Annotated in this window: 19 protein-coding genes and 3 tRNA genes; 10 read left to right on the plus strand and 12 right to left on the minus strand. The window is 60.8% G+C overall.

Annotated elements, in window-relative coordinates:
• Positions 1-29: 29 nt before the first annotated feature.
• The 6 genes from ACIPO9_RS05670 to ACIPO9_RS05695 all read right to left on the minus strand — a co-directional run bounded on the left by ACIPO9_RS05670 (position 30) and on the right by ACIPO9_RS05695 (position 7,363).
• A complete protein-coding gene (locus ACIPO9_RS05670; protein ID WP_400779285.1) occupies positions 30-1,613 on the minus strand; it encodes an ABC transporter ATP-binding protein in 1,584 nt (527 codons plus the stop codon).
• A gap of 1 nt (position 1,614) precedes the next feature.
• Entirely contained in the window at positions 1,615-2,637 is a 1,023-nt protein-coding gene (locus ACIPO9_RS05675; RefSeq protein ID WP_400606974.1) for an ABC transporter permease, read from the minus strand.
• Positions 2,637-3,701: a microcin C ABC transporter permease YejB gene (locus tag ACIPO9_RS05680; RefSeq protein ID WP_274130909.1), complete on the minus strand. Its 1,065-nt coding sequence runs from the start codon at positions 3,699-3,701 to the stop codon at positions 2,637-2,639. Before ACIPO9_RS05680 ends, ACIPO9_RS05675 begins: the two co-directional genes overlap by 1 nt.
• The gene (locus ACIPO9_RS05685) at positions 3,701-5,569 is read right to left on the minus strand and encodes an extracellular solute-binding protein (RefSeq protein ID WP_400779287.1); all 1,869 of its coding nucleotides are present in this window, start codon (positions 5,567-5,569) and stop codon (positions 3,701-3,703) included. The genes ACIPO9_RS05680 and ACIPO9_RS05685 overlap by 1 nt, the downstream gene beginning before the upstream one ends.
• A 336-nt stretch (positions 5,570-5,905) precedes the next feature.
• A complete protein-coding gene (locus tag ACIPO9_RS05690; protein ID WP_274130911.1) occupies positions 5,906-6,187 on the minus strand; it encodes a peptidylprolyl isomerase in 282 nt (93 codons plus the stop codon).
• Between the two features lie 90 nt (positions 6,188-6,277).
• Positions 6,278-7,363: a 3-deoxy-7-phosphoheptulonate synthase gene (locus ACIPO9_RS05695; protein WP_400779289.1), complete on the minus strand. Its 1,086-nt coding sequence runs from the start codon at positions 7,361-7,363 to the stop codon at positions 6,278-6,280.
• A 646-nt stretch (positions 7,364-8,009) separates the two neighbouring features.
• Between ACIPO9_RS05695 and ACIPO9_RS05700 the strand changes: the two genes are divergently transcribed.
• Positions 8,010-8,465: a GNAT family N-acetyltransferase gene (locus ACIPO9_RS05700; protein WP_400779291.1), complete on the plus strand. Its 456-nt coding sequence runs from the start codon at positions 8,010-8,012 to the stop codon at positions 8,463-8,465.
• Between the two features lie 114 nt (positions 8,466-8,579).
• Here ACIPO9_RS05700 and ACIPO9_RS05705 read toward each other — a convergent pair whose 3' ends face one another.
• Positions 8,580-8,819, minus strand: a complete 240-nt coding sequence (locus tag ACIPO9_RS05705; RefSeq protein WP_274130914.1) for a DNA-binding protein — start codon at positions 8,817-8,819, stop codon at positions 8,580-8,582.
• A gap of 82 nt (positions 8,820-8,901) precedes the next feature.
• Here ACIPO9_RS05705 and ACIPO9_RS05710 point away from each other — a divergent pair, with 82 nt between their 5' ends.
• From ACIPO9_RS05710 to ACIPO9_RS05750, 9 genes are all read left to right on the plus strand, one after another.
• Complete coding sequence (locus ACIPO9_RS05710) at positions 8,902-9,267, plus strand: helix-turn-helix domain-containing protein (protein ID WP_274130915.1); 366 nt, start codon at positions 8,902-8,904, stop codon at positions 9,265-9,267.
• Between the two features lie 202 nt (positions 9,268-9,469).
• Positions 9,470-10,114, plus strand: coding sequence for a UvrY/SirA/GacA family response regulator transcription factor (gene uvrY, locus ACIPO9_RS05715; RefSeq protein ID WP_274130916.1), 645 nt, complete (start codon positions 9,470-9,472; stop codon positions 10,112-10,114).
• A gap of 1 nt (position 10,115) precedes the next feature.
• Entirely contained in the window at positions 10,116-11,939 is a 1,824-nt protein-coding gene (uvrC, locus tag ACIPO9_RS05720; RefSeq protein ID WP_274131139.1) for an excinuclease ABC subunit UvrC, read from the plus strand.
• A gap of 32 nt (positions 11,940-11,971) precedes the next feature.
• Complete coding sequence (gene pgsA, locus ACIPO9_RS05725; RefSeq protein WP_400606963.1) at positions 11,972-12,532, plus strand: CDP-diacylglycerol--glycerol-3-phosphate 3-phosphatidyltransferase; 561 nt, start codon at positions 11,972-11,974, stop codon at positions 12,530-12,532.
• Positions 12,533-12,593: 61 nt separating this feature from the next.
• A tRNA-Gly gene (locus ACIPO9_RS05730) sits at positions 12,594-12,669 on the plus strand.
• A gap of 46 nt (positions 12,670-12,715) precedes the next feature.
• A tRNA-Cys gene (locus tag ACIPO9_RS05735) sits at positions 12,716-12,789 on the plus strand.
• A 339-nt stretch (positions 12,790-13,128) separates the two neighbouring features.
• Entirely contained in the window at positions 13,129-13,413 is a 285-nt protein-coding gene (locus ACIPO9_RS05740; protein ID WP_400606960.1) for a DUF1778 domain-containing protein, read from the plus strand.
• Positions 13,371-13,895 carry a hypothetical protein gene (locus ACIPO9_RS05745; RefSeq protein ID WP_400606958.1) on the plus strand — a complete coding sequence of 175 codons (525 nt, stop codon included), beginning with the start codon at positions 13,371-13,373 and terminating at the stop codon, positions 13,893-13,895. The genes ACIPO9_RS05740 and ACIPO9_RS05745 overlap by 43 nt, the downstream gene beginning before the upstream one ends.
• 164 nt (positions 13,896-14,059) lie before the next feature.
• Positions 14,060-14,146: transfer RNA gene (locus tag ACIPO9_RS05750), tRNA-Leu, on the plus strand.
• Positions 14,147-14,540: 394 nt separating this feature from the next.
• Here ACIPO9_RS05750 and ACIPO9_RS05755 read toward each other — a convergent pair.
• The 5 genes from ACIPO9_RS05755 to modC all read right to left on the minus strand — a co-directional run bounded on the left by ACIPO9_RS05755 (position 14,541) and on the right by modC (position 20,420).
• Positions 14,541-14,720 (minus strand): hypothetical protein, encoded by a 180-nt coding sequence (locus ACIPO9_RS05755; RefSeq protein ID WP_274130922.1) that lies wholly within the window; start codon positions 14,718-14,720, stop codon positions 14,541-14,543.
• Positions 14,721-15,034: 314 nt separating this feature from the next.
• Positions 15,035-15,514: a hypothetical protein gene (locus ACIPO9_RS05760; protein ID WP_400779293.1), complete on the minus strand. Its 480-nt coding sequence runs from the start codon at positions 15,512-15,514 to the stop codon at positions 15,035-15,037.
• Positions 15,515-15,565: 51 nt separating this feature from the next.
• A complete protein-coding gene (locus tag ACIPO9_RS05765) occupies positions 15,566-18,142 on the minus strand; it encodes an excinuclease ABC subunit A (protein WP_400779295.1) in 2,577 nt (858 codons plus the stop codon).
• Positions 18,143-18,206: 64 nt separating this feature from the next.
• The gene (locus ACIPO9_RS05770; protein WP_400779296.1) at positions 18,207-19,265 is read right to left on the minus strand and encodes a DNA topoisomerase IB; all 1,059 of its coding nucleotides are present in this window, start codon (positions 19,263-19,265) and stop codon (positions 18,207-18,209) included.
• Positions 19,266-19,331: 66 nt separating this feature from the next.
• Entirely contained in the window at positions 19,332-20,420 is a 1,089-nt protein-coding gene (modC, locus tag ACIPO9_RS05775; RefSeq protein WP_400779298.1) for a molybdenum ABC transporter ATP-binding protein, read from the minus strand.

Below are 20,420 nucleotides of genomic sequence, written 5' to 3' on the forward strand. Positions count from 1 at the left end.
CTGGTTTTCGCTGTTATTCAATGCCTGTCTCAGTTGAAGCCCGGGTGCGCCGCCGCCAGCAGTTCCTTGGTATAGGGGTGCTGAGGCGCATCGAATACGTCATGGCTGGCGCCGCGCTCGACCACCTTGCCGTCCTTGACCACGATCAGGTCATGGGCAAGCGCACGCACCACCGCCAGGTCATGGCTGATGAACAGGTAGGTCAGGCCGTGTTTTTCCTGCAACTGACGCAACAGCGCGACGACCTGTTTCTGCACGGTGCGATCCAGTGCGGACGTCGGTTCATCGAGCAGGATCAGGGCAGGTTTGAGCACCAACGCCCGGGCAATGGCGATACGCTGCCGCTGCCCGCCGGAAAATTCATGGGGGTAACGATGCCGGCTCAACGGATCGATGCCGACTTCCTCCAGTACACGAATCACTTCGGCCTCACAGCACACCTTGTCCAGTTCGCTGTGGACTTCCAGCCCCTCGCTGATGATCTGCGCCACCGACATGCGCGGGCTGAGACTGCCATAAGGGTCTTGAAACACCACCTGCATCTGCTTGCGCCAGGGGCGCATCTGCTTCTGGTTCAGGGTGTCCAGTGACTGGCCCTTGAAGCGGATACTGCCACGCGATTCGAGCAAGCGCAGGATTGCCTGACCAAGTGTCGATTTGCCGGAGCCGGACTCGCCCACGATGCCCAGGGTCTTGCCACGCTCGATGCTCAGGCTGATATCGTCCACGGCCTTGAGGTATTCGTGATGGCGATTGAAGATCCCGCCGCCCAGGGAGAACCAGACGCGCAGGTTTTCGACTTCAAGTACTTTCTCACGTGTATCCCGGGGAAGCGGCTCGCCTGCGGGTTCTGCGTCAAGCAGCAGGCGGCTGTAGGGGTGTTGCGGGGTTTTGAACAGGGTGTGGCAATTGGACTGCTCGACTATTTCACCGGCGCGCATCACGCAGACTTGCTGGGCAATGCTGTGGACCAGGTTGAGGTCGTGGCTGATGAGTAGAAGTGACATGTTAAGACGTTGCTGCAAGTTCTTGAGCAGCAACAGAATTTTACGCTGAACGGTGACATCGAGCGCCGTGGTCGGTTCGTCGGCGATGAGCAACTCGGGCTCGCAAGCCAGCGCCATGGCAATCATTACCCGTTGCCGCTGCCCACCCGACAATTGATGCGGATAGGCCTTCAGGCGCTTCTTGGGGTGCTGGATGCCCACCAGCTCCAGCAATTCGAGAATGCGTACCTGCGCGGCCTTGCCACTCATGCCCTTGTGCAGCAACAGGGTCTCGCCGATCTGCTTGGCCACCGTGTGCAGCGGGTTCAGCGAGGTCATCGGCTCCTGGAAGATCATCGCGATCTGGTTGCCACGGATGCGCCGCATCAGCTTGCCATCAGCGCCGAGCAGCTCCTGGCCACGATAGCGAATGCTCCCGGTGCTGACAGTGCCGGCCTGTGGCAACAGTTGCAGGATCGAGTGAGCGGTCACGGACTTGCCCGAGCCGGACTCGCCAACCAGCGCCAGACACTGGCCAGCGGGGATGTCCAGGCTCAGGTTCCTGACGACAGTATTTCCATTAAAAGATACTGACAAGTCTCGGATTTCAATCAGATTTTCAGACATGTCAGGACCTCGGGTCGAAGGCGTCGCGCAACGCCTCGCCAATGAACACCAGCAACGACAGAATCAGCGCCAGGGTGAAGAATGCCGTGAAGCCGAGCCATGGCGCTTGCAGGTTCTGCTTGCCCTGACCGATCAGTTCGCCCAGCGAGGCGCTGCCGGCGGGCATGCCGAAGCCGAGGAAATCGAGGGCCGTCAGGGTCGAGATTGCGCCGGTCAGGATGAACGGCAGGTAGCTCAAGGTGGCGTTCATGGCGTTGGGCAGAATGTGCCGCATGATCACTTTGCGGTCATCGAGGCCCAACGCGCGGGCGGCCTTGACGTATTCCAGATTGCGCCCGCGCAGGAACTCGGCTCGCACCACATCGACCAGCGCCAGCCACGAGAACAGCGCCATGATCCCCAGGAGCCACCAGAAATTGGGCTCGACGAACCCCGAAAGAATAATCAGCAGGTACAGCACCGGCAGGCCGGACCAGACCTCCAGCAGCCGCTGGCCGATCAGGTCCACCCAGCCGCCGTAATAGCCTTGTAGCGCACCCGCCGCAATGCCGATCAAGGCGCTGATGACCGTCAGTGCCAACGCAAACAGAATCGACACCCGAGAACCGAAGATGACCCGCGCCAGCACGTCGCGGGCCTGGTCGTCGGTGCCCAGCCAGTTGATTTCCGAGGGCGGACTGGGAGCTGGCTTGTTCAGGTCATAGTTGGGTGTGTCATCGCTGAAGGGGATCGGCGGGAACAACATCCAGCCATCGCCCTTGGTAATCAGCTCGCGCACATAATCGCTGCGGTAATCGGGCTGGAAGGGCAACTGGCCGCCAAACTCCACCTCGGTGTAGCGTTTGAAGGCAGGAAAGTACAATTCGTGTTGGTAACTGAGCACCAACGGCTTGTCGTTGGCGATCAGTTCGCCGCACAGGCTGATGACGAACAGCCCACAGAACAGCCACAACGACCACCAGCCACGGCGGTTGTTGCGAAAGCGCTCGAAACGTCGGCGAGCCACCGGAGACAGCCTGCGCATCATGCATTCCTCGCGCTGAAGTCGATTCGGGGGTCGACCAGGGTGTAGCAGATGTCCCCGACCAGTTTGATCAGAAGCCCGAACAGCGTGAAGATGAACAGCGTGCCGAACACCACCGGGTAATCCCGGGAAACGGCCGCTTCATAGCTCATGCGCCCCAGGCCATCGAGGGAGAAGATCACCTCAATCATCAGCGATCCCGCGAAGAACACGCTGATGAACGCTTGGGGAATGCCCGCCACCACCAGCAGCATCGCGTTGCGGAATACATGGCCGTACAGCACGCGATGCTCGCTCAGGCCCTTGGCTCGGGCGGTGATCACGTACTGGCGGGTGACCTCGTTGAGGAAGGAGTTCTTGGTCAGAATGGTCAGCGTCGCGAACCCACCGATCACCAACGACATGACCGGCAGCACCAGGTGCCAGAAGTAGTCGGCGATCTTGCCCAGGGTGGTCAATGAGTCAAAGTTTTCCGACACCAGCCCACGCACCGGAAACCAGCTCAGCGAGGTGCCGCCGGCAAACAGCACCACCAGCAGCATGGCAAACAGGAATGCGGGCATGGCGTAGCCAATGATGATCGCGGTGCTGCTCCAGATGTCGAAATGACTGCCGTGCTTGACCGCCTTGCGAATGCCCAGCGGGATCGACACCAGATAGGTGATCAGCGTCGCCCACAGGCCCAGTGATATCGACACGGGCATCTTTTGCAGGATCAGGTCGGTGACCTTGGCGCCGCGAAAGAAGCTGTTGCCGAAATCCAGCCGCGCATAGTTCTTCAGCATCAGCCACAGGCGCTCATGCAGCGGTTTGTCGAAGCCGTACTGGTGCTCGATCTCCTTGATGAGCTTGGGGTCCAGCCCGCGGCTGGCGCGGGATTGGCCGACATTCATGGTTTCGGTGTGTCCGGCGCCAATGGTACCGCCCGCCACACCTTGCAACTTGGCGATTGCCTGCTCGACCGGCCCGCCGGGCGCGGCCTGGACGATAAAGAAGTTCACCAGCAGGATGCACAGCAGGGTCGGGATGATCAGCAACAGGCGCCGCATCAGGTAGCCAAACATTACTTCACCTCCCAGGGTAGCGCCGAGTTACCCCGTTGCTGGGCGAATTGCTCACGGCTCAAGGCCTGGGGGCTTAGCTCCCACCAGGTGTCGATGGCCTCGCTGTTGTTGGCCTGAACCTTGGGAATGCCAAAGCGGTTCCACCACACCGTGGACGAGCCCGGCGGGTAGTAGTTGGGAATCCAGTAGAAGCCCCATTGCAGCACGCGATCCAGCGCATGGGCATAGTCGATCATCGCAGGCTTGCTGTCGGCCTTGGCCAGGCCGTAGATCAGCGTGTCGATGGCCGGGTCGCGCAGCACCATGTAGTTGCTGGAGCCCGAGTCCTTGGCGACCTTGGAGCCGAAGTTGTTGTACAGCTCCATGCCCGGTGAGGTCGAGACGCTGTAGCCGGTCACGATCATGTCGTAGTCCCGGGCCATGACCCGGTTCAGGTACTGCGCCGAATCGATGCGGCGGATTTCGAAATCGATGCCGATCTGTGCCAGGTTGCGTTTGTAGGGCAGCAGGATCTTTTCAAAACCGCTCTGGCCGTTGAGGAACGTGAAGCTGAGCGGTTCGCCCTCGGCGTTCACCAGCTTGTCGCCCTTGGGCATCCAGCCGGCTTCCTCCAGCAAGGCCAGGGCTTGCAGTTGCTTGTCGCGAATGAAGCCAGTGCCGTCGGTCTTGGGTGTGTGGAACACGGTGGTGAAGACCTCTGGCGGGATCTGGTCGCGCAGGGGGTCGAGGATCTTCAGCTCCGATTCGGTCGGCAATTGCGTCGCCGCCAGATCGCTGTTGGAGAAGTAGCTGTTCTGGCGCACGTACACGTTGCGCATCATCTGCCGGTTGGTCCACTCGAAATCCCACAGCATCGCCAGGGCCTGGCGCACCCGGCGGTCCTGGAACTTGGGCCGGTCCAGGTTGAACACGAAACCCTGGGAGCTTTGCACCATGCCCGGGGCCAGATGCGCCCGCTGCAGGCGTCCTTCGGTCAGCGCAGGGCTGTCATAGCGCACTGAATAGCCAGTAGCCGAATACTCGCGGTTGTAGTCGTAGCCGCCACCGAGCAGCACCTGCCGGGCGACGTCGGTGTCACCGAAGTACTCGACGCTGAAGTGATCGAAGTTGTACGTCCCCCGGGTGACCGGCAGATCCTTGGCCCACCAGTCGGGGTTGCGCTCGAAAGTGATGCTGCGCCCCGGGTCTACCTTGCCGACACGGTACGGGCCGCTGCCTACAGGCGCTTCGAAGCCGCCGCCATTGGCGAAATCCCGGTCCTTCCACCAGTGCTCCGGAAACACCGGCAGGGAGGCCAGGTCCAGCGGCAGGGTGCGACTTTCGTTGCTCTTGAAGTCAAAGCGGATCTGGGTCGGCGATTCGACCTCGACGCCTTTGACGTCACCGAACTCGGTGCGATAGGACAGGCTGCCCTGGGTCATCAGCAAATCGTAGGTGAAGCGCACGTCCTGGGCGGTGATCGGGGTGCCGTCGGAGAACTTCGCCTTGGGATTGAGGTAGAAACGCAGGGACATGCCGTCGGCGGCGCGCTCCATCTTTTCGGCGATCAGGCCATAGACGGTGTAGGGCTCATCCAGTGACTTGACCGCCAGCGGTGAGTACAGCAGGCCGTTGACCTGAGACACCCCGGTGCCCTTGTCGATGTACGGCATGATGTGATCGAACTGCCCGATTTCCTGTGCCGAGCGGCGCATGCTGCCGCCTTTTGGGGCATCGGGATTGACGTAGTCGAAATGCTTGAAATCGGCAGGGTAACGAGGCGCCTCGCCGTAGACGGTCAGGGCATATTGAGGAGCAGCGGACAGAGGTTGCAGACCTGAAAGCAGGACCAGTGTTGCGGCCATCAGCGATGAAAAAACAAAACGCATTACACGAATCCTGACTGACGCCGTTTGCGGGCATCAGGGTTTGAGGTCATGGGCGGGCGATTGCGGCCCGTCCCTATATTTTTTATTCGTTACCTGTGGTGGCAAGGTACCGCAACGGCTGTGTCTTTGTAACCGCACAATACGGCTGGATCATGACGCATCGGCAGCGCAGCCCGGATAAACAGCTTGCACCATCGTGCCAATGTACCGGCCTTGCGGGCCGAACAAAAGTTAAAGCAAATTCTTTGCCGGAATCGATACAGCAACGAAATACGCCGCACCAAATAAAAAACGGCCCGCTTTTGAGGGCGGGCCGTTTGTGGGGTGACCTGTGGATCAGTCCTGACGACTGGTCACTTCCAGCAGGTGATAGCCGAACTGGGTCTTCACCGGACCCTGCACGACGTTCACCGGAGCGCTGAACACGACAGTGTCGAATTCCTTGACCATCTGGCCTGGGCCGAACGAGCCCAGGTCACCGCCCTGGCGGCTGGAAGGGCAGCTGGAGTTGGCCTTGGCGACTTCGGCGAAGTCGGCGCCGTTTTCGATCTGGGCTTTGAGTTCGTTGCACTTTTCTTCACTGGAAACAAGGATGTGGCGAGCGGTAGCTCTGGCCATGTGAGTTACTCCTGTCAAAAAAAAGAAAGAGCCTACCGGATTAAGGAAGGCTTTTCCCGAGAAAGTTCCGGCTTGTCAGTCTGACGGCCGTTAACGGTAGCGCAACTGGTTGACCGCCTCACGCAACAGGCGTTCGGTGCGATCCCAGCCCAGGCAGCCATCGGTGACCGAAACCCCGTAGCGCATCGACTCACTCAGCGGCTGGCAGCCTTCGAACAGGTGGCTCTCCAGCATCATGCCGATGAGGGTCTGGTCGCCCGCCAGGCGTTGCTGCAGCACGTCATTGAACACCTGAGGCTGACGCAGAGGGTCCTTGCCGCTGTTGGCGTGGCTGCAATCGACCATGATGCGCGCCGCGATGCGGTTCTTGTCCAGGCTTGCATTGACCTGCGCAACGCTTGCGGCATCGAAGTTCGGGCCGTTGTGGCCGCCGCGCAGCACGATGTGCGTGTCCGGGTTGCCCTGGGTCTCGATGATCGCGGGGTGGCCCTGGCGGTCGATACCGAAGTGGCGATGGGCATGGGCCGCCGAACGAATCGCATCGCAAGCGACGGAAATCCCGCCGTCGGTACCGTTCTTGAAACCGACCGGCATCTGCAGGCCGCTGGCCATTTCCCGGTGGATCTGCGATTCGGTGGTGCGTGCGCCGATGGCCACCCAGCTCAGCAGATCGTCGAAGTAGCCAGCGGCCATGGGTTGCAGCAGCTCGGTCGCAATCGGCAGGCCGAGGCGGGTCATTTCGCGCATCAGGTGTCGCGACAGGGTCAGGCCTGCGGTCATGTCATCGCTGCCGTCCAGGTGCGGATCGTAAGCCAGGCCTTTCCAGCCAACGGTGGTGCGGGGCTTTTCGACATAGGCGCGCATCACCAGCAGCATCTGGTCGCTGACTTCGGTGGCAAGCTCGGCCAGGCGGCCGGCGTATTCCAGGGCCGATTGCGGGTCATGGATGGAGCAGGGGCCTACGACGACCAGCAGGCGGGAGTCTTCACCGTTGAGGATGGCGCGCACCGACTGGCGATGGGCCTGGATCTGCGCAGTGAGGGCGGCGTCCAGCGGCAACTGGCTTTTCAGCGCCAGGGTGCTGGGCAAGCGTTGTGGGGCAGGGTGACTGTCGATCAGGGTCACGGTGTTGACCGGCATGTCAGACAGATTTTTTGCAGCGACGGACGAATTCATGTTCAGGGCTTCCTGGCCGGCGGGCAATGTCCCGCGCGGGCCTACTGGGGTGTTCGACAATGTGCCGTATTGGCTCGATTTACGGATTTGCCACCTGCAAGTGACCGGTCGGAGGCGGCTGACTGTCCCGAACGGAGGCTGCTAAATCGCCATGCGAAGTCGATGTCGTTGCGGTAATAGGTGCTGTAGTTCATGTCTTGATCCTCTGTGTGAAGCGTTAGTCAGGTTTTACGTGGCCCAGAAAAACGAAACCCCCGGTCGGGAGGCCGACCGGGGGTAGAGTTATCTCTGGTTGGCGTCCCGTGGTTGTGGGCGCCGTTTGGGTATCAGGCGCGCCAGTGGCTAAACCAATACCCATAAAAATAAGAAACAGGCGAGCAGACTGCGGTCGCGTTCCACACAGCAGTGTCCGCTACCAGACGCGAGGCGTCGGCAGGGCGGCAAGGCTGGGAAAGGGTGGAAGGCAACATGGTCTGTCTCCGTAAGTTGAAACCGAGCTTACTTCAGGCGGGTGCGCTAATTCAATTGGAAAATTCAATGACCCTCATCAAAAGTTACACTTGCGCCGCTCTATTCCGGGCCCGGGCTGGTCAATCTGCGGTCGGTCAGTAGAATGGCACCACCGCAAGGAAGATGAGGGGCTTACATGGCGACCGCGCGAGAAGAGGATCTGCGCCTGCAGCCGGCGACGGACGATGACCTGCCGTTCGCGCGGGAGCTGACGCGGGTCAACATGCGTGATTACTACGCACGGCACGGGATGGTCTGGCAACCGGACGCCTTCGACGCTCAATGGCCGGAGCGCGAAAGCTACCGGGTGCACAAGGTTGGCCGGCTGATCGGTTTTCTGGGGTTCACCATCGAAGGCGGCTACCTCTACCTGCGTGACGTGCAGTTGATAGAAGCCTATCGGGCTGAGGGTGTGGGCGGCTGGCTGATGCGATGCATCGCAGGTATCGCCCGGGAGCGGGGCTGCACTCACATTCGTCTGAAAGTGTTCAAAAGCAACCCGGCGACACAGCTCTACCGCAGGCTGGGCTATGCCCATGTGCATGAAGACGCTGAGCTTTACTGCATGGAGAGAGCCGTGGAGGCGGGGTGAAGACGCGTCGGTGGTGCTGAACGTGCGAAACAGACGGCATCCTTACAGATAGAAGAAGCGCTCCGGGACAGTAATGGGCCTTCAACTCTTAAAGAAACTTCTTACAACTAAGGGTTAAATAACGGCCTCTGCCGCATCATCATCCTTAATCGGCTCGGCGGGAATCACGCCGACTTTCATGCCCAGCAGCACGGCCACTTTATGCGACTCGCCTCTGCGACCTTTCTTGCGGCCGGAAAGAATCTGATAAGTCGTTGCCGGATCGACGCTGTTTTCCCGAGCAAACTCTTGAACAGATTTACCTTGTTGTTCTAGCCAGGCCTTGGCTTGTGCTGCGGTGCGTATTCCGGGCATAGTTCAAAACCGTTCAAGTCTGTTTAAATTTATCTCGATTCTACCATTCGTAAGGATGGGGTCAACAAGGTTATGCATTCAAATGAGTGGAATTGGTGCCCGGCTTAGGGAAGAACGCGAGCGCTTGGGGCTGTCGCAACGAGCATTCGGAGAAATTGGTGGCGTGGAGCCCAATGCGCAGGGCAAGTACGAGAGCGGCGACCGCACGCCCAAGGCAGACTACCTGGCTGCCGTGGCTGCCAAAGGCGTCGACGTGTTGTACGTGCTGACCGGTTCGCGCACGCCTGCGCCCATCGAAAACCTCAGTGAAGTGGAGGAGTGGGTGCTGGGCAGCTACCGGTCGCTGGTCAAGGAGGATCGGGACGCGATCCTGCGCCTGACCACGACCCTGGCCGAATACAAAGGGACGTACAGCCCCGAAAAGAAAATCACTTCAGAGGAGGACTGACAGTCCTGTCTGGCTGCAAGCGTACGTTTGAAGATTTTTTGCAAGTTTCATGGTCGATGATGATAGCTTGTCAGCATCGTTGTAGATCATTCGCACGGCCTCTGAAAACTCGTCACTGGAACAATGTTTCGAGCTAGGTCCTGCATTTTCTTTTTGCTAAGGTGACGAGCGTTCGTCATAAATCGTTTGGTGAGGTGTTTGCTTGATTAGGGTGCTGGTTGTCGACGACCATGATCTGGTGCGCACAGGTATCACGCGAATGCTGGCTGACATCGACGGTCTGCAGGTTGTCGGGCAGGCGGATTCGGGCGAGGAATCGCTGAAGAAGGCCCGGGAACTCAAACCCGACGTGGTGCTGATGGACGTGAAGATGCCAGGCATCGGCGGCCTCGAAGCCACTCGCAAGATGCTGCGCAGCCACCCCGAAATCAAGGTGGTCGCGGTGACGGTCTGCGAAGAAGATCCGTTCCCCACCCGATTGCTGCAAGCCGGCGCCGCAGGCTACATGACCAAGGGCGCGGGGCTGACCGAGATGGTCCAGGCCATCCGCCTGGTGTTCGCCGGCCAGCGCTACATCAGCCCGCAGATCGCCCAGCAGCTGGCGCTCAAGTCCTTCCAGCCGCAAACCAGTAATTCGCCGTTCGACCTGCTGTCCGAGCGGGAAATCCAGATTGCCCTGATGATTGTCGGCTGCCAGAAGGTGCAGACCATCTCCGACAAGCTGTGCCTGTCGCCCAAGACCGTGAACACCTACCGTTACCGTATCTTCGAGAAGCTATCCATCGGCAGCGATGTCGAGCTGGCTTTGCTGGCTGTACGTCACGGCATGGTCGATGCCAGCGCCTGAAATGACCCAACCGTTCGATCCAAGTGCCTTTCTCGCCACCTGCAGTGGCCGCCCCGGCGTCTATCGCATGTTCGATATCGAGGGGCGGCTGCTTTACGTGGGCAAGGCCAAAAACCTCAAGAAGCGTCTTGCCAGCTACTTCCGCAAGACCGGCCATGCACCCAAGACCAGCGCACTGGTCGGGCGCATCAGCCAGATCGAAACCACCATCACCGCCAACGAGACCGAGGCGTTGCTGCTGGAGCAGACGCTCATCAAAGAGTCGCGCCCGCCGTACAACATTCTGCTGCGCGACGACAAATCCTACCCGTATGTGCACCTGTCCGATGGGCCGTTTCCGCGCTTGAGCATCCACCGCGGTGCGAAGAAGGCCAAGGGGCGCTATTTCGGGCCGTACCCGAGCGCGGGAGCGATTCGCGAAAGCCTGGCGATCCTGCAAAAGACCTTTCACGTGCGCCAGTGCGAAGACAGCTTCTACAAGAACCGCACCCGGCCGTGCCTTCAATACCAGATCAAGCGTTGCAAGGCGCCTTGCGTCGGCTTCGTGGAGCCGCAGGTGTACGCCGATGACGTACGCCACTCGGTGATGTTTCTCGAGGGGCGCAGCAATGCGCTGACCGATGAGTTGAACGCGCTGATGGAAAAGGCGGCGATGGACCTCAACTTCGAGCATGCCGCCGAACTGCGCGACCAGATCGGCCTGCTGCGTCGGGTTCAGGACCAGCAGAGCATGGAAAGCGGCACCGGCGATGTCGATGTGGTGGCCGCGTTCGTCAACCCGGGCGGCGCCTGTGTGCACCTGATCAGCGTGCGCGGCGGGCGGGTGCTGGGCAGCAAGAACTTCTTCCCGCAGGTGGGTATCGAGGAGGAGGTCGGCGAAGTCATGTCGGCGTTCCTGGCCCAGTATTTCCTGGGCGGCGGCGAGCGAGAGCTGCCGAGCGAAGTCATCGTCAACGTGGTCAACGAAGACTTCCCCGCGCTGATCGAGGCCATCGATGCGTCCCGCGGGCGGGAAATCACCATCAGCCACCGCGTGCGCGGCACCCGGGCGCGCTGGCAGCAACTGGCGGTGACCAACGCCGAACAGGCGCTGGCTGCGAGACTGGCCAACCGTCAGCACATGGCCGCGCGCTTCGAAGCGCTGGCCGACGTCCTGAAACTCGACGAGCCACCGCAGCGCCTTGAATGCTATGACATCAGCCATTCCAGCGGCGAGGCCACCGTGGCCTCCTGTGTGGTGTTCGGGCCTGAAGGCCCGATCAAGTCCGATTACCGCCGCTACAATATCGAAGGCGTGACGGCGGGGGACGACTATGCGGCGATGCACCAGGCGCTGACCCGACGTTTCGGCAAGATCAAGGACGGCGAGGGCAAGCTGCCGGACATCCTGCTGGTTGATGGTGGCAAGGGGCAGCTCAACATGGCGCGCGACGTCATGAACGAACTGGCCGTGCCGGACCTGATCCTGCTCGGCGTCGCCAAGGGCACGACCCGCAAGGCGGGCTTCGAGACCCTCTACCTCAATGATGCTGCCCACGAGTTCACCCTGCGCGGCGACTCGCCGGCGCTGCACCTGATTCAACAGATACGCGACGAAGCCCACCGCTTCGCGATTACCGGCCACCGCGCCCGACGCGGCAAGACCCGCCGCACCTCGACCCTTGAGGGCGTGGCGGGAGTAGGGCCGACCCGACGTCGTGACCTGCTCAAGCACTTCGGTGGGTTACAGGAATTGTCCAGGGCCAGCGTCGAAGAGATCGCCAAGGCACCCGGAATCAGTAAAAAGCTCGCAGAGTCGATTTATGCAAACCTGCACAGCGAGTAGAATGCCCGCTCACCTCGTAGCCAGTTGTGCCGATGAATATCCCTAATCTGATTACCGTATTACGTGTCCTGCTGATTCCGATCTTCATTCTGTTGTTCTACCTGCCTTATCACTGGAGCTACATGGCAGCCAGTTCGGTATTCGCGCTGGCCGCAGCCACCGACTGGCTCGACGGCTACCTGGCCCGCCGCCTGGAGCAGAGCACACCGTTCGGCGCGTTCCTGGATCCTGTGGCCGACAAGCTGATGGTGGCCGTCGCCCTGGTACTGCTGGTACAGGCTCACGCCAATTTCTGGCTGACCATGCCCGCCGCCGTCATCATCGGTCGCGAGATCGTGATCTCGGCATTGCGCGAATGGATGGCCGAAATCGGCGCACGCGCCCAGGTCGCCGTGTCGAACCTGGGCAAATGGAAAACCGCCGCGCAGATGCTGGCGCTGGTGATCCTGCTGGCCAACCCGCCAGCCTTTACCTTCTGGGTGGTGCTCGGCTACATCCTGCTCATGGTCGCGGCGGGGCTGACCCTCTGGTCGATGCTGCAATATCTGCGCGCCGCATGGCCGCATCTGCGCACCACCGCAGAAGAAAAATAAGTTTTTTTAAATCAAAGGGTTGACGGCGTCATTTGAATCTATAGAATGGCGCCCACACCAAGCGGGAATAGCTCAGTTGGTAGAGCACGACCTTGCCAAGGTCGGGGTCGCGAGTTCGAGTCTCGTTTCCCGCTCCAGTTTGTAACGCGTTCAGTGTCAGTTGTCAGGGTACTGTACGTTTGGGGCCGAGTAGCAAAATGGTTATGCCGCGGATTGCAAATCCGCTTACGCCGGTTCGATTCCGACCTCGGCCTCCACATTTAAAACCCGTAAGATCAACGTCTTACGGGTTTTTTTGTGCCCGAAATTCAGGCGATAGGTTCCGCATCATTTCCTATCATTCCGCAACTTCGAAATCCTCCAGTACGGGCTACGCTTCGAGTCAGGTCGTTGCGCGAGACGACTGTGCATTTTTGCTACTCGCATGCGGATCGTAAGTGCATTTGCTATACAGCTATACGATAGCTATACAGGATGTTAGCATCCAACTGCGATTTGCCCGTCACTGCGTCAATGGAAGGACACCCCCGTGTTGTGCCAAGTCACTAGCCATCTGTGTGCACGGCCATGCAACACCCTGGAGAGGAAACCAGACCATGAACCAACCGTTAGAGCGTGAGAAACCCGTTCCAATCAACATGCGGGTCGATACCAGGAAAAGAAGCCTGATCGATGCTGCGGTTGAACTGCTCGGTACTGACCGGACCAGTTTCATCATCGACGCCGCTTGTAAGCGTGCCGAGGAGGTCCTGCTGGATCGCAGGCTATTTTTACTGGGCGATGACGCGTTTGACCGATTCGAGAGGGCGCTTGCAGATAATCCGTTGGGGGGCAACGAATGCGTGAAGAAACTGCTCGCAAGGCCAAAGCCCTGGAGCTGAGCCCACCGGAAAAACTGAATGCGCTTCACATCACCGATGACTTCGACTGTGGTGAAGCTTCGATCAACGAATACCTGCGAGCCAAAGCGCTCAAGGCGCAGCAGGCGAAACACGCTATGGTTTACGTGGTCTGTTTCAAAGGTACTCACAACATCGCCGGTTACTACACGCTCTCCAACGGAGCAGTGGATCGTCGCCATGGCACAACCGCAAAGATGCGCCGTAACGCTCCAGATCCATTGCCTGTGACAATTCTTGGGAGAATGGGCGTTTCGCTAAGGGCGGGTGGATGTGGTCTGTCGCTCGCGCTGTTGGCGGACGCCATCGAACGCTGCATCGTAGCCTCCGAGATCATCGGGTCAGTCGCCGTGATTGTGCATCCCTTGAACGAAAGCCTTGTGACCTACTATGCCAGGCATGCAGGCTTCGTTCCTTGTCCTGAGCTTTCACCCATGACTATGATGCTTTCGCTGATGCAGTAGGGCCTTGATTTTGCGGAGCTTTTTTATCCGCATGAAATTTAGGTCCAGACGCATTTAGACGCCATTCAAGCTTGCTTCACCGGGTAGGGATGTATATATTCCCACCTCTTGTCGGCACCCACTGCTTATCAGTTGGGCTGCTCTGACAACGCACACGTGCTACCGCCCTGATGGTGAAATTGGTAGACACACCGGACTTAAAATCCGTCGTCCGAAAGGATGTGCCGGTTCGACTCCGGCTCGGGGCACCAATTGCGATTCCCAAGGGCGCTCAGTCCTTCTCAAAAAGCCCCGCTGGCCTATGCCACGCGGGGCTTTTTGCAATCAATGCTTACCAACTCCTCTCCTGCCTACGCGCAATGTTTTGTGCATTCACCAGCACATGGTGAGTTCGATTGCCCAGGTGATGTACCAATGTCCTGCCTGCCACGGCCGTCAAGCAGGCCAAGCCGCGAAGGCCGGAACTGCCCAGTGAGCCAGTGAGGCGCGTCAGCCACTCGCGCCCCAACGATGCTCTCCCACCAGCTCCAGCGCTCTGACAAACGTGCGGGAGAGCTGGTTAAAGCTTACGGAATCCAGAATGGCCGGCCTCGCCTGCGAGCGAGCATTCGATTCACTGAGCAGTCCGGCCCTAAAAGGCATTGATCAGCGGCTTGCCGGTGTCGCCACCTCGACCGCCGGGCCGAGCAGGTCATAATACCGATAGTGGTAATCCGATTCCTCGATTTTTCCGTCAATCTTTGCCTTGACGGCCTGGCTGAGGTGCCACTCGCGCATACGTCGCAGGCTCTGGACTTGGCGCTGAGATCTGTTGTTGAACGGCATGGGGCCTCCTTCTTACGTGCTTCGTTGAAACGCCTCAACTGTAAGCGCGTACAAGTGGCTTGACGACTGAACCATATGACTAATCCGGAAGTTTCGTGCTGCGAAGTGATTGAGGGGCTATGCCGGCGCCGAGCCTTTCGGTGGAAAGACGCAAACCTGTCGGCTCGGCGAGGGTTTAGCGAGTGTTCGGCGTGGCAGGTTTCGATCATAGCAAGTACAAAAGCTGACGCAGGAGAACGTCTCGTACGAGGAGTATCAGCGGCGGTACCGGATCATCATGGGGCAGTAGGGGGGGGCTTTAATTGTCCTTAGCGTCACTCCCCACCCACGCTACTCAACCGCTTCAACGACCACCGAATCACCCGCTCCTCAGTCGAAGGGCGGTCGGGTCGTACGGTGGTCATCTGATAGTCTATCTCCAGCCTGTCACCCACGAATCGGCCATCGAATGTCCGAATGTCGGTGAAGATCGTTTCGCCTGTCTTGCTGTGCACGGAATCGCGGGACTGCGCTGTGATGCGGTCGCCCGTGCGAACGTAGCTGACCGGTGAATCGACGCCGGGCCCGTTGTCGTGGGTGTAGGCATCGAACTTCTTCAGCACCGCGTCGGGGCCTTCGACGGTGCGCCACCAGATGAAATGGTTATCGTCCTTGAACATCAGGTAGACGTGCCAGGGCACTCGCGCCGGCTGTTCTTTTTCGGCGTACCAGATCTTGTCTTTCACGCTTGAGCCGGGGGTGGTGCAGCCGCAGAGCATCAATAGCAGGAGTGCAGCGGTGGAAATCCGTTTCATGAATCTGTCCCTGGGTGGTTTGCGTGTATCGTCGGACCGCGTGGGCGGGAATTAGATCCCTGCCAACACTGCACGCAAGAATGGCGCTGTGCGGCTGGCCTTGGCCTTGGCGACTTTCTCCGGCGTGCCGCTGGCGACAATGTTGCCGCCCTGGTCGCCTGCGCCCGGGCCGATGTCGATCACCCAGTCACTCTGTGCGACGACGCGCATTTCATGCTCGACGACGATGACGCTGTGGCCGTTGTCGACCAGCGCGTTGAGTTGCACCAGCAGGCGGTCGACGTCGCTGGGGTGCAGGCCGGTGGTGGGTTCGTCGAGCACGTAGAGGGTGGCGCCGCGAGGGTTGCGTTGCAGTTCGGTGGCGAGTTTGATGCGTTGGGCTTCGCCGCCGGAGAGCTCCGTCGCGGGCTGGCCGAGGCGTAGGTAGCCAAGGCCGATGTCGCGCAGGACGGTCAGGGAGCGCAGTACTGCGGGTTGTTCGGCGAACACCTCTACGGCCTGGTCGACGGTCAGTTGCAGGACCTGGGCGATGTTCAGGTCTTGCCAGCGGACGGCCAATGTCTGCGGGTTGTAACGGGCGCCGTGGCAGGTCTGGCAGGGTGCGTAGACGCTGGGCATGAACAGCAGTTCGACGCTGACGAAGCCTTCGCCCTCACAGACCTCGCAACGACCTTTGGCGACGTTGAAGGAGAACTGCCCGGCGTCGTAACCGGCAGCCTTCGCATCGTCGGTCGCGGCGAACAGCTTGCGCACGTTGTCGAACAGTCCGGTGTAGGTGGCAAGGTTCGAGCGCGGCGTTCTGCCAATGGGTTTCTGGTCGACCTGCACCAGGCGCTTGATGGATTCGAGGCCGGCCGCAATGCGACCTGTTGTGGGTTGCGGCGTGTCGTCTTCCAGGCTCGGCTCTTCCTGGTCGTTGCTGGCATTGGTGCTCCCCAGCGCAGCGCCGACCAGTTCCAGCAGGGCCTGGCTGACCAGGCTGGATTTGCCTGAGCCGGAAACGCCGGTGACCGAGGTGAAGCAGCCCAGCGGAAACTCGGCAGAAAGGTCCGTGAGGTTATTGCGGGTGATGCTTTCCAGGCGCAGCCAGTGCCTGGCCTTGCGCCGTTCTGTGCGCAACTGGCTGTGCTCGGCGAACAGGTGCAGGCGGGTGCGTGAAGCCTCGATCTGTGCGAGACCTGCCGGCGGGCCGCTGTACAGCACCCGACCGCCATGCTCGCCAGCTGCGGGGCCGACATCGACCAGCCAATCGGCGCGGCGCATGGTTTCCAGATCGTGCTCGACCACGAACAGCGAATTGCCGCTGGCCTTGAGCTGTTGCAGTGCCGCGAACAGGGCTTCGCTGTCGGCCGGGTGCAGGCCGGCGGAGGGCTCATCGAGCACGTAGATCACACCGAACAACTGCGACCCCAATTGTGTCGCCAGGCGCAGACGCTGCAGCTCGCCCGATGACAGCGTCGGCGTGCTGCGATCCAGCGCCAGATAGCCCAGGCCAAGGTCGGTCAGGGTGCTGACCCGCGCCAGCAAGTCCTGGGCGATGCGCTGGGCCGCCAGGCGTTTTTCGATAGACAGGCTGGGGTTGGCCGGGTCGTCGCAGGCGCTTTCCATGGCCACTGGACGCAGCACTTCGGCCAGGCGCAGCAGCGGCATCTGCGACAGCTCGCCGATGTCCAGCCCGGCGAAGGTCACTGACAGGGCTTCGCGTTTCAGGCGCTTGCCGTCGCAAAGCGGGCAGGGGCTGCCGCGCATGAATTGCGATACGCGCTTTTTCATCAGCGCGCTTTGCGAGTGGGTGAAGGTGTGCAGGACGTAGCGTCGGGCGCCGATGAAGGTGCCTTGATAACTGGGCTCAAGTTTACGCTTGAGGGCGGTACGTGTTTCTGCCGGTGTCAGGCCTGCGTAGACCGGAGCGGTGGGTTGTTCTTCGGTGAACAGAATCCAGTCGCGCTGTTTTTTCGGCAGATCGCGCCAGGGGATGTCGACGTCGTAGCCGAGGGTGACCAGGATGTCACGCTGGTTCTGGCCCTGCCACGCCAGCGGCCAGGAAGCCACGGCCCGCTGGCGGATAGTCAAGGAATCATCGGGCACCATGAGCTCTTCCGGCACCTCATAGACCCGGCCCAGGCCGTGACACTCAGGGCATGCGCCCTGGGGCAGGTTGGGCGAGAAGTCTTCGGCGTAGAGCATCGGCTGGCCGTCCGGGTACTGACCGGCGCGGGAGTAGAGCATGCGAATCAGGCTCGACAAGGTGGTCACACTGCCCACCGAGGAGCGCGTGCTGGGCGTTCCCCGTTGCTGTTGCAGCGCGACGGCCGGCGGCAGGCCTTCGATGGAGTCCACGTCGGGTACGCCGACCTGATCGATCAGGCGCCGCGCATAGGGCGCGACCGATTCGAAATAGCGGCGCTGGGCTTCGGCGTACAGCGTCGAAAACGCCAGCGATGACTTGCCCGAGCCCGAAACGCCGGTGAACACCACCAGAGCATCGCGCGGAATGTCGATGTCCACGTCCTTGAGGTTGTGCTCCCGGGCGCCGCGCACTCGCACAAAACCGGGCAGGTCAGGGGCAACGGTGAAGGAAGCGGATGATCGGGTGGCGTCGTCAGGCAGGTGTGGCGCAGTGGTCATCGAAGGGCCCAGGGTCGAAGGATTTCAGCACGCAGCTTACCGGTTGAGTGGGCAGCGTGCAGGTTCATGTTTTCTTTTCGCTGGCCATTTGCAGTGCCTCGGCGGCCTGCAAGCCCTTGAGAAACCCGGCCAGTGCCGCCTCCTCAAGGCGTAGGCCCTTGCGTTGTCGCAGGCGGGGCAGTTTAGCCAGTTCGCCCACCACGAAGGCCTCCAGAACCGCCGGATGGATATAGCATTTGCGGCAGACGGCGGGGGTATTGCCCAGCAGACGCGCGACTTCCTTGACCATGGCGACGATGTGCTTCTTGGCATCGGCCTCGGGCTCCCAGTCGAGTTTGCGCAGGGTGGCCAGGGCCATGGCGCTGCCGGCCCAGGTGCGGTAGTCCTTGGCGGTGAAGTCGGCGCCGGTCAGGTCGTGCAGGTACTGATTGATGTCTGAGGAGCTGACGCTGTGGCGCTGGCCTTCGTCGTCCAGATACTGGAACAGGTTCTGGCCGGGCAGCTCCATGCAGCGTTTGATGATGTTGGCCAGGCGCCGGTCGGTGACGCTGACCCGGTGTTCGACGCCGCTCTTGCCGCGAAACTCGAAGAGGATCTTGCTGCCGTGGACATCGACGTGTTTGTTGCGCAGGGTGGTCAGCCCGTAGGAGCGGTTGTCGCGGGCATACTGGCTGTTGCCGATGCGGATCAGCGTCTGGTCCAGCAGTGACACCACCGCCGCCATGACTTTCTCGCGGCCCATGCCTGGCAGCGCCAGTTGCGCCTCCAGTTGCTTGCGCACCTTGGGCAGCACCAGCCCGAAGGCGATCATGCGCGAGTATTTGTTCTCGTCGCGCACCTCCCGCCAGCGCGGGTGATAGCGGTACTGCTTGCGGCCCCGGGCATCGCGACCGGTGGCCTGCAAATGACCGCGCGGGTCGGCGCAGATCCACACATCGGTGTAGGCCGGCGGGATCACCAGAGCGTTGATGCGCTTGATTTCAGCCTCATCGCGGATGCGCTCGCCGTCGCGGTCGAAGTAGACAAACTTGCCGCGCAGGATCTTGCGCGTCAGCCCCGGCTGGCTGTCGTCGACATAGTGCAGATCCTTGGGCAGGTCTTCCCTTGAGGTGGCATCGGGCATCGGCGGCAATCCTTGGGGCTGGTCTTAACGTTGACCATGCCGGAGCGCCGCAGTGCCGAGTATCTTTCAAGCCAACAACGCCACCGACTTGATCTGCGCCCACAGCATTTGCCCCGGATGCAGTTGCAACTGATCCCGGGAATAGCGGGTGATGCGTGCCAGCAGCGGCGTGCCTTGGGCATCCAGACGTACCAGCACGTGGGCGGCGTTGTCGGCGGCGGCCTCGCTGACCACGGTGACGGGCAGGCGATTGAGGATGCTGCTCTGGCTGTCGGGTTGCAGGCTGAGGCTGACGTCGCGGGCCTGGACTTTCAGGCGCAGGGGCTTGTCTGCCTGCAGGGGCGCGTGGGCGACGCGGATCGTCAGGTCGCTGCCCGGCAGCTTGACGGTCACCAGGTGGTAGGCGCTGTCGTAGGCACTCACCGCGCCTTCGATGATGACCCCGGCGTCATCGTCCATCGCCAGGGGCAGGTCCAGCCGCGCCAGGGTTTCGCCAATCGGCCCACTCGCCAGCGCCTGGCCGTTGCTGAGCAGCACCAGATGATCGGCCAGCCGCGCCACTTCGTCCTGGGAATGGCTGACGTAGAGCATGGGGATATCCAGCTCATCGTGCAGCCGCTCAAGATACGGCAGGATTTCCCGCTTGCGCGGCGCATCCAGTGCGGCCAGTGGCTCATCGAGCAACAGCAGGCGAGGGCTGGTCAGCAGCGCGCGGGCGATGCCGACCCGCTGGCGTTCGCCGCCAGAGAGTTTGTCAGGCTGACGCTCCAGCAGATGATCGATCCCCAGCAGTGTCGTCGCCTGTTCCAGGTTGACCTTGCGTTCGCCGGGGGCGATGCGTTTCAGCCCGAACGTCAGGTTGTTGTGCACAGTGAGGTGCGGGAACAGGCTGGCTTCCTGAAACACATAGCCCAACGGGCGCTTGTGGGTGGGCAGAAAGATACCTTTGGCGCTGTCTTGCCAGACCTCGCCGTTGACGCGGATGAACGCTTGCGAGGCTTTTTCCAGCCCGGCGATGCAGCGCAGGCAGGTGGTCTTGCCCGAGCCCGAGTGGCCGTACAGCGCCGTGACGCCGCGCCCAGGCAGGTGCAAATCGACGTCAACGGAAAATTCAGCAAAGTCCACTTTCAGGCGGACTTCGAGTGCCGTGTTCAT

Origin of the sequence: Pseudomonas sp. NPDC090203 (assembly GCF_044746765.1) — a bacterium.
Classification (GTDB): Bacteria; Pseudomonadota; Gammaproteobacteria; order Pseudomonadales; family Pseudomonadaceae; genus Aquipseudomonas; species Aquipseudomonas putida_AD.

What these genes read in the sequence shown, in the direction of transcription:
- ACIPO9_RS05670 (WP_400779285.1), bottom strand. Translation starts at nt 1,613, where the DNA reads ATGTCTGAAAATCTGATTGAAATCCGAGACTTGTCAGTATCTTTTAAT.
- ACIPO9_RS05675 (WP_400606974.1), bottom strand. Translation starts at nt 2,637, where the DNA reads ATGCGCAGGCTGTCTCCGGTGGCTCGCCGACGTTTCGAGCGCTTTCGC.
- ACIPO9_RS05680 (WP_274130909.1), bottom strand. Translation starts at nt 3,701, where the DNA reads ATGTTTGGCTACCTGATGCGGCGCCTGTTGCTGATCATCCCGACCCTG.
- ACIPO9_RS05685 (WP_400779287.1), bottom strand. Translation starts at nt 5,569, where the DNA reads ATGCGTTTTGTTTTTTCATCGCTGATGGCCGCAACACTGGTCCTGCTT.
- ACIPO9_RS05690 (WP_274130911.1), bottom strand. Translation starts at nt 6,187, where the DNA reads ATGGCCAGAGCTACCGCTCGCCACATCCTTGTTTCCAGTGAAGAAAAG.
- ACIPO9_RS05695 (WP_400779289.1), bottom strand. Translation starts at nt 7,363, where the DNA reads ATGAATTCGTCCGTCGCTGCAAAAAATCTGTCTGACATGCCGGTCAAC.
- ACIPO9_RS05700 (WP_400779291.1), top strand. Translation starts at nt 8,010, where the DNA reads ATGGCGACCGCGCGAGAAGAGGATCTGCGCCTGCAGCCGGCGACGGAC.
- ACIPO9_RS05705 (WP_274130914.1), bottom strand. Translation starts at nt 8,819, where the DNA reads ATGCCCGGAATACGCACCGCAGCACAAGCCAAGGCCTGGCTAGAACAA.
- ACIPO9_RS05710 (WP_274130915.1), top strand. Translation starts at nt 8,902, where the DNA reads ATGAGTGGAATTGGTGCCCGGCTTAGGGAAGAACGCGAGCGCTTGGGG.
- uvrC (WP_274131139.1), top strand. Translation starts at nt 10,116, where the DNA reads ATGACCCAACCGTTCGATCCAAGTGCCTTTCTCGCCACCTGCAGTGGC.
- pgsA (WP_400606963.1), top strand. Translation starts at nt 11,972, where the DNA reads ATGAATATCCCTAATCTGATTACCGTATTACGTGTCCTGCTGATTCCG.
- ACIPO9_RS05740 (WP_400606960.1), top strand. Translation starts at nt 13,129, where the DNA reads ATGAACCAACCGTTAGAGCGTGAGAAACCCGTTCCAATCAACATGCGG.
- ACIPO9_RS05745 (WP_400606958.1), top strand. Translation starts at nt 13,371, where the DNA reads ATGCGTGAAGAAACTGCTCGCAAGGCCAAAGCCCTGGAGCTGAGCCCA.
- ACIPO9_RS05755 (WP_274130922.1), bottom strand. Translation starts at nt 14,720, where the DNA reads ATGCCGTTCAACAACAGATCTCAGCGCCAAGTCCAGAGCCTGCGACGT.
- ACIPO9_RS05760 (WP_400779293.1), bottom strand. Translation starts at nt 15,514, where the DNA reads ATGAAACGGATTTCCACCGCTGCACTCCTGCTATTGATGCTCTGCGGC.
- ACIPO9_RS05765 (WP_400779295.1), bottom strand. Translation starts at nt 18,142, where the DNA reads ATGACCACTGCGCCACACCTGCCTGACGACGCCACCCGATCATCCGCT.
- ACIPO9_RS05770 (WP_400779296.1), bottom strand. Translation starts at nt 19,265, where the DNA reads ATGCCCGATGCCACCTCAAGGGAAGACCTGCCCAAGGATCTGCACTAT.
- modC (WP_400779298.1), bottom strand. Translation starts at nt 20,420, where the DNA reads ATGAACACGGCACTCGAAGTCCGCCTGAAAGTGGACTTTGCTGAATTT.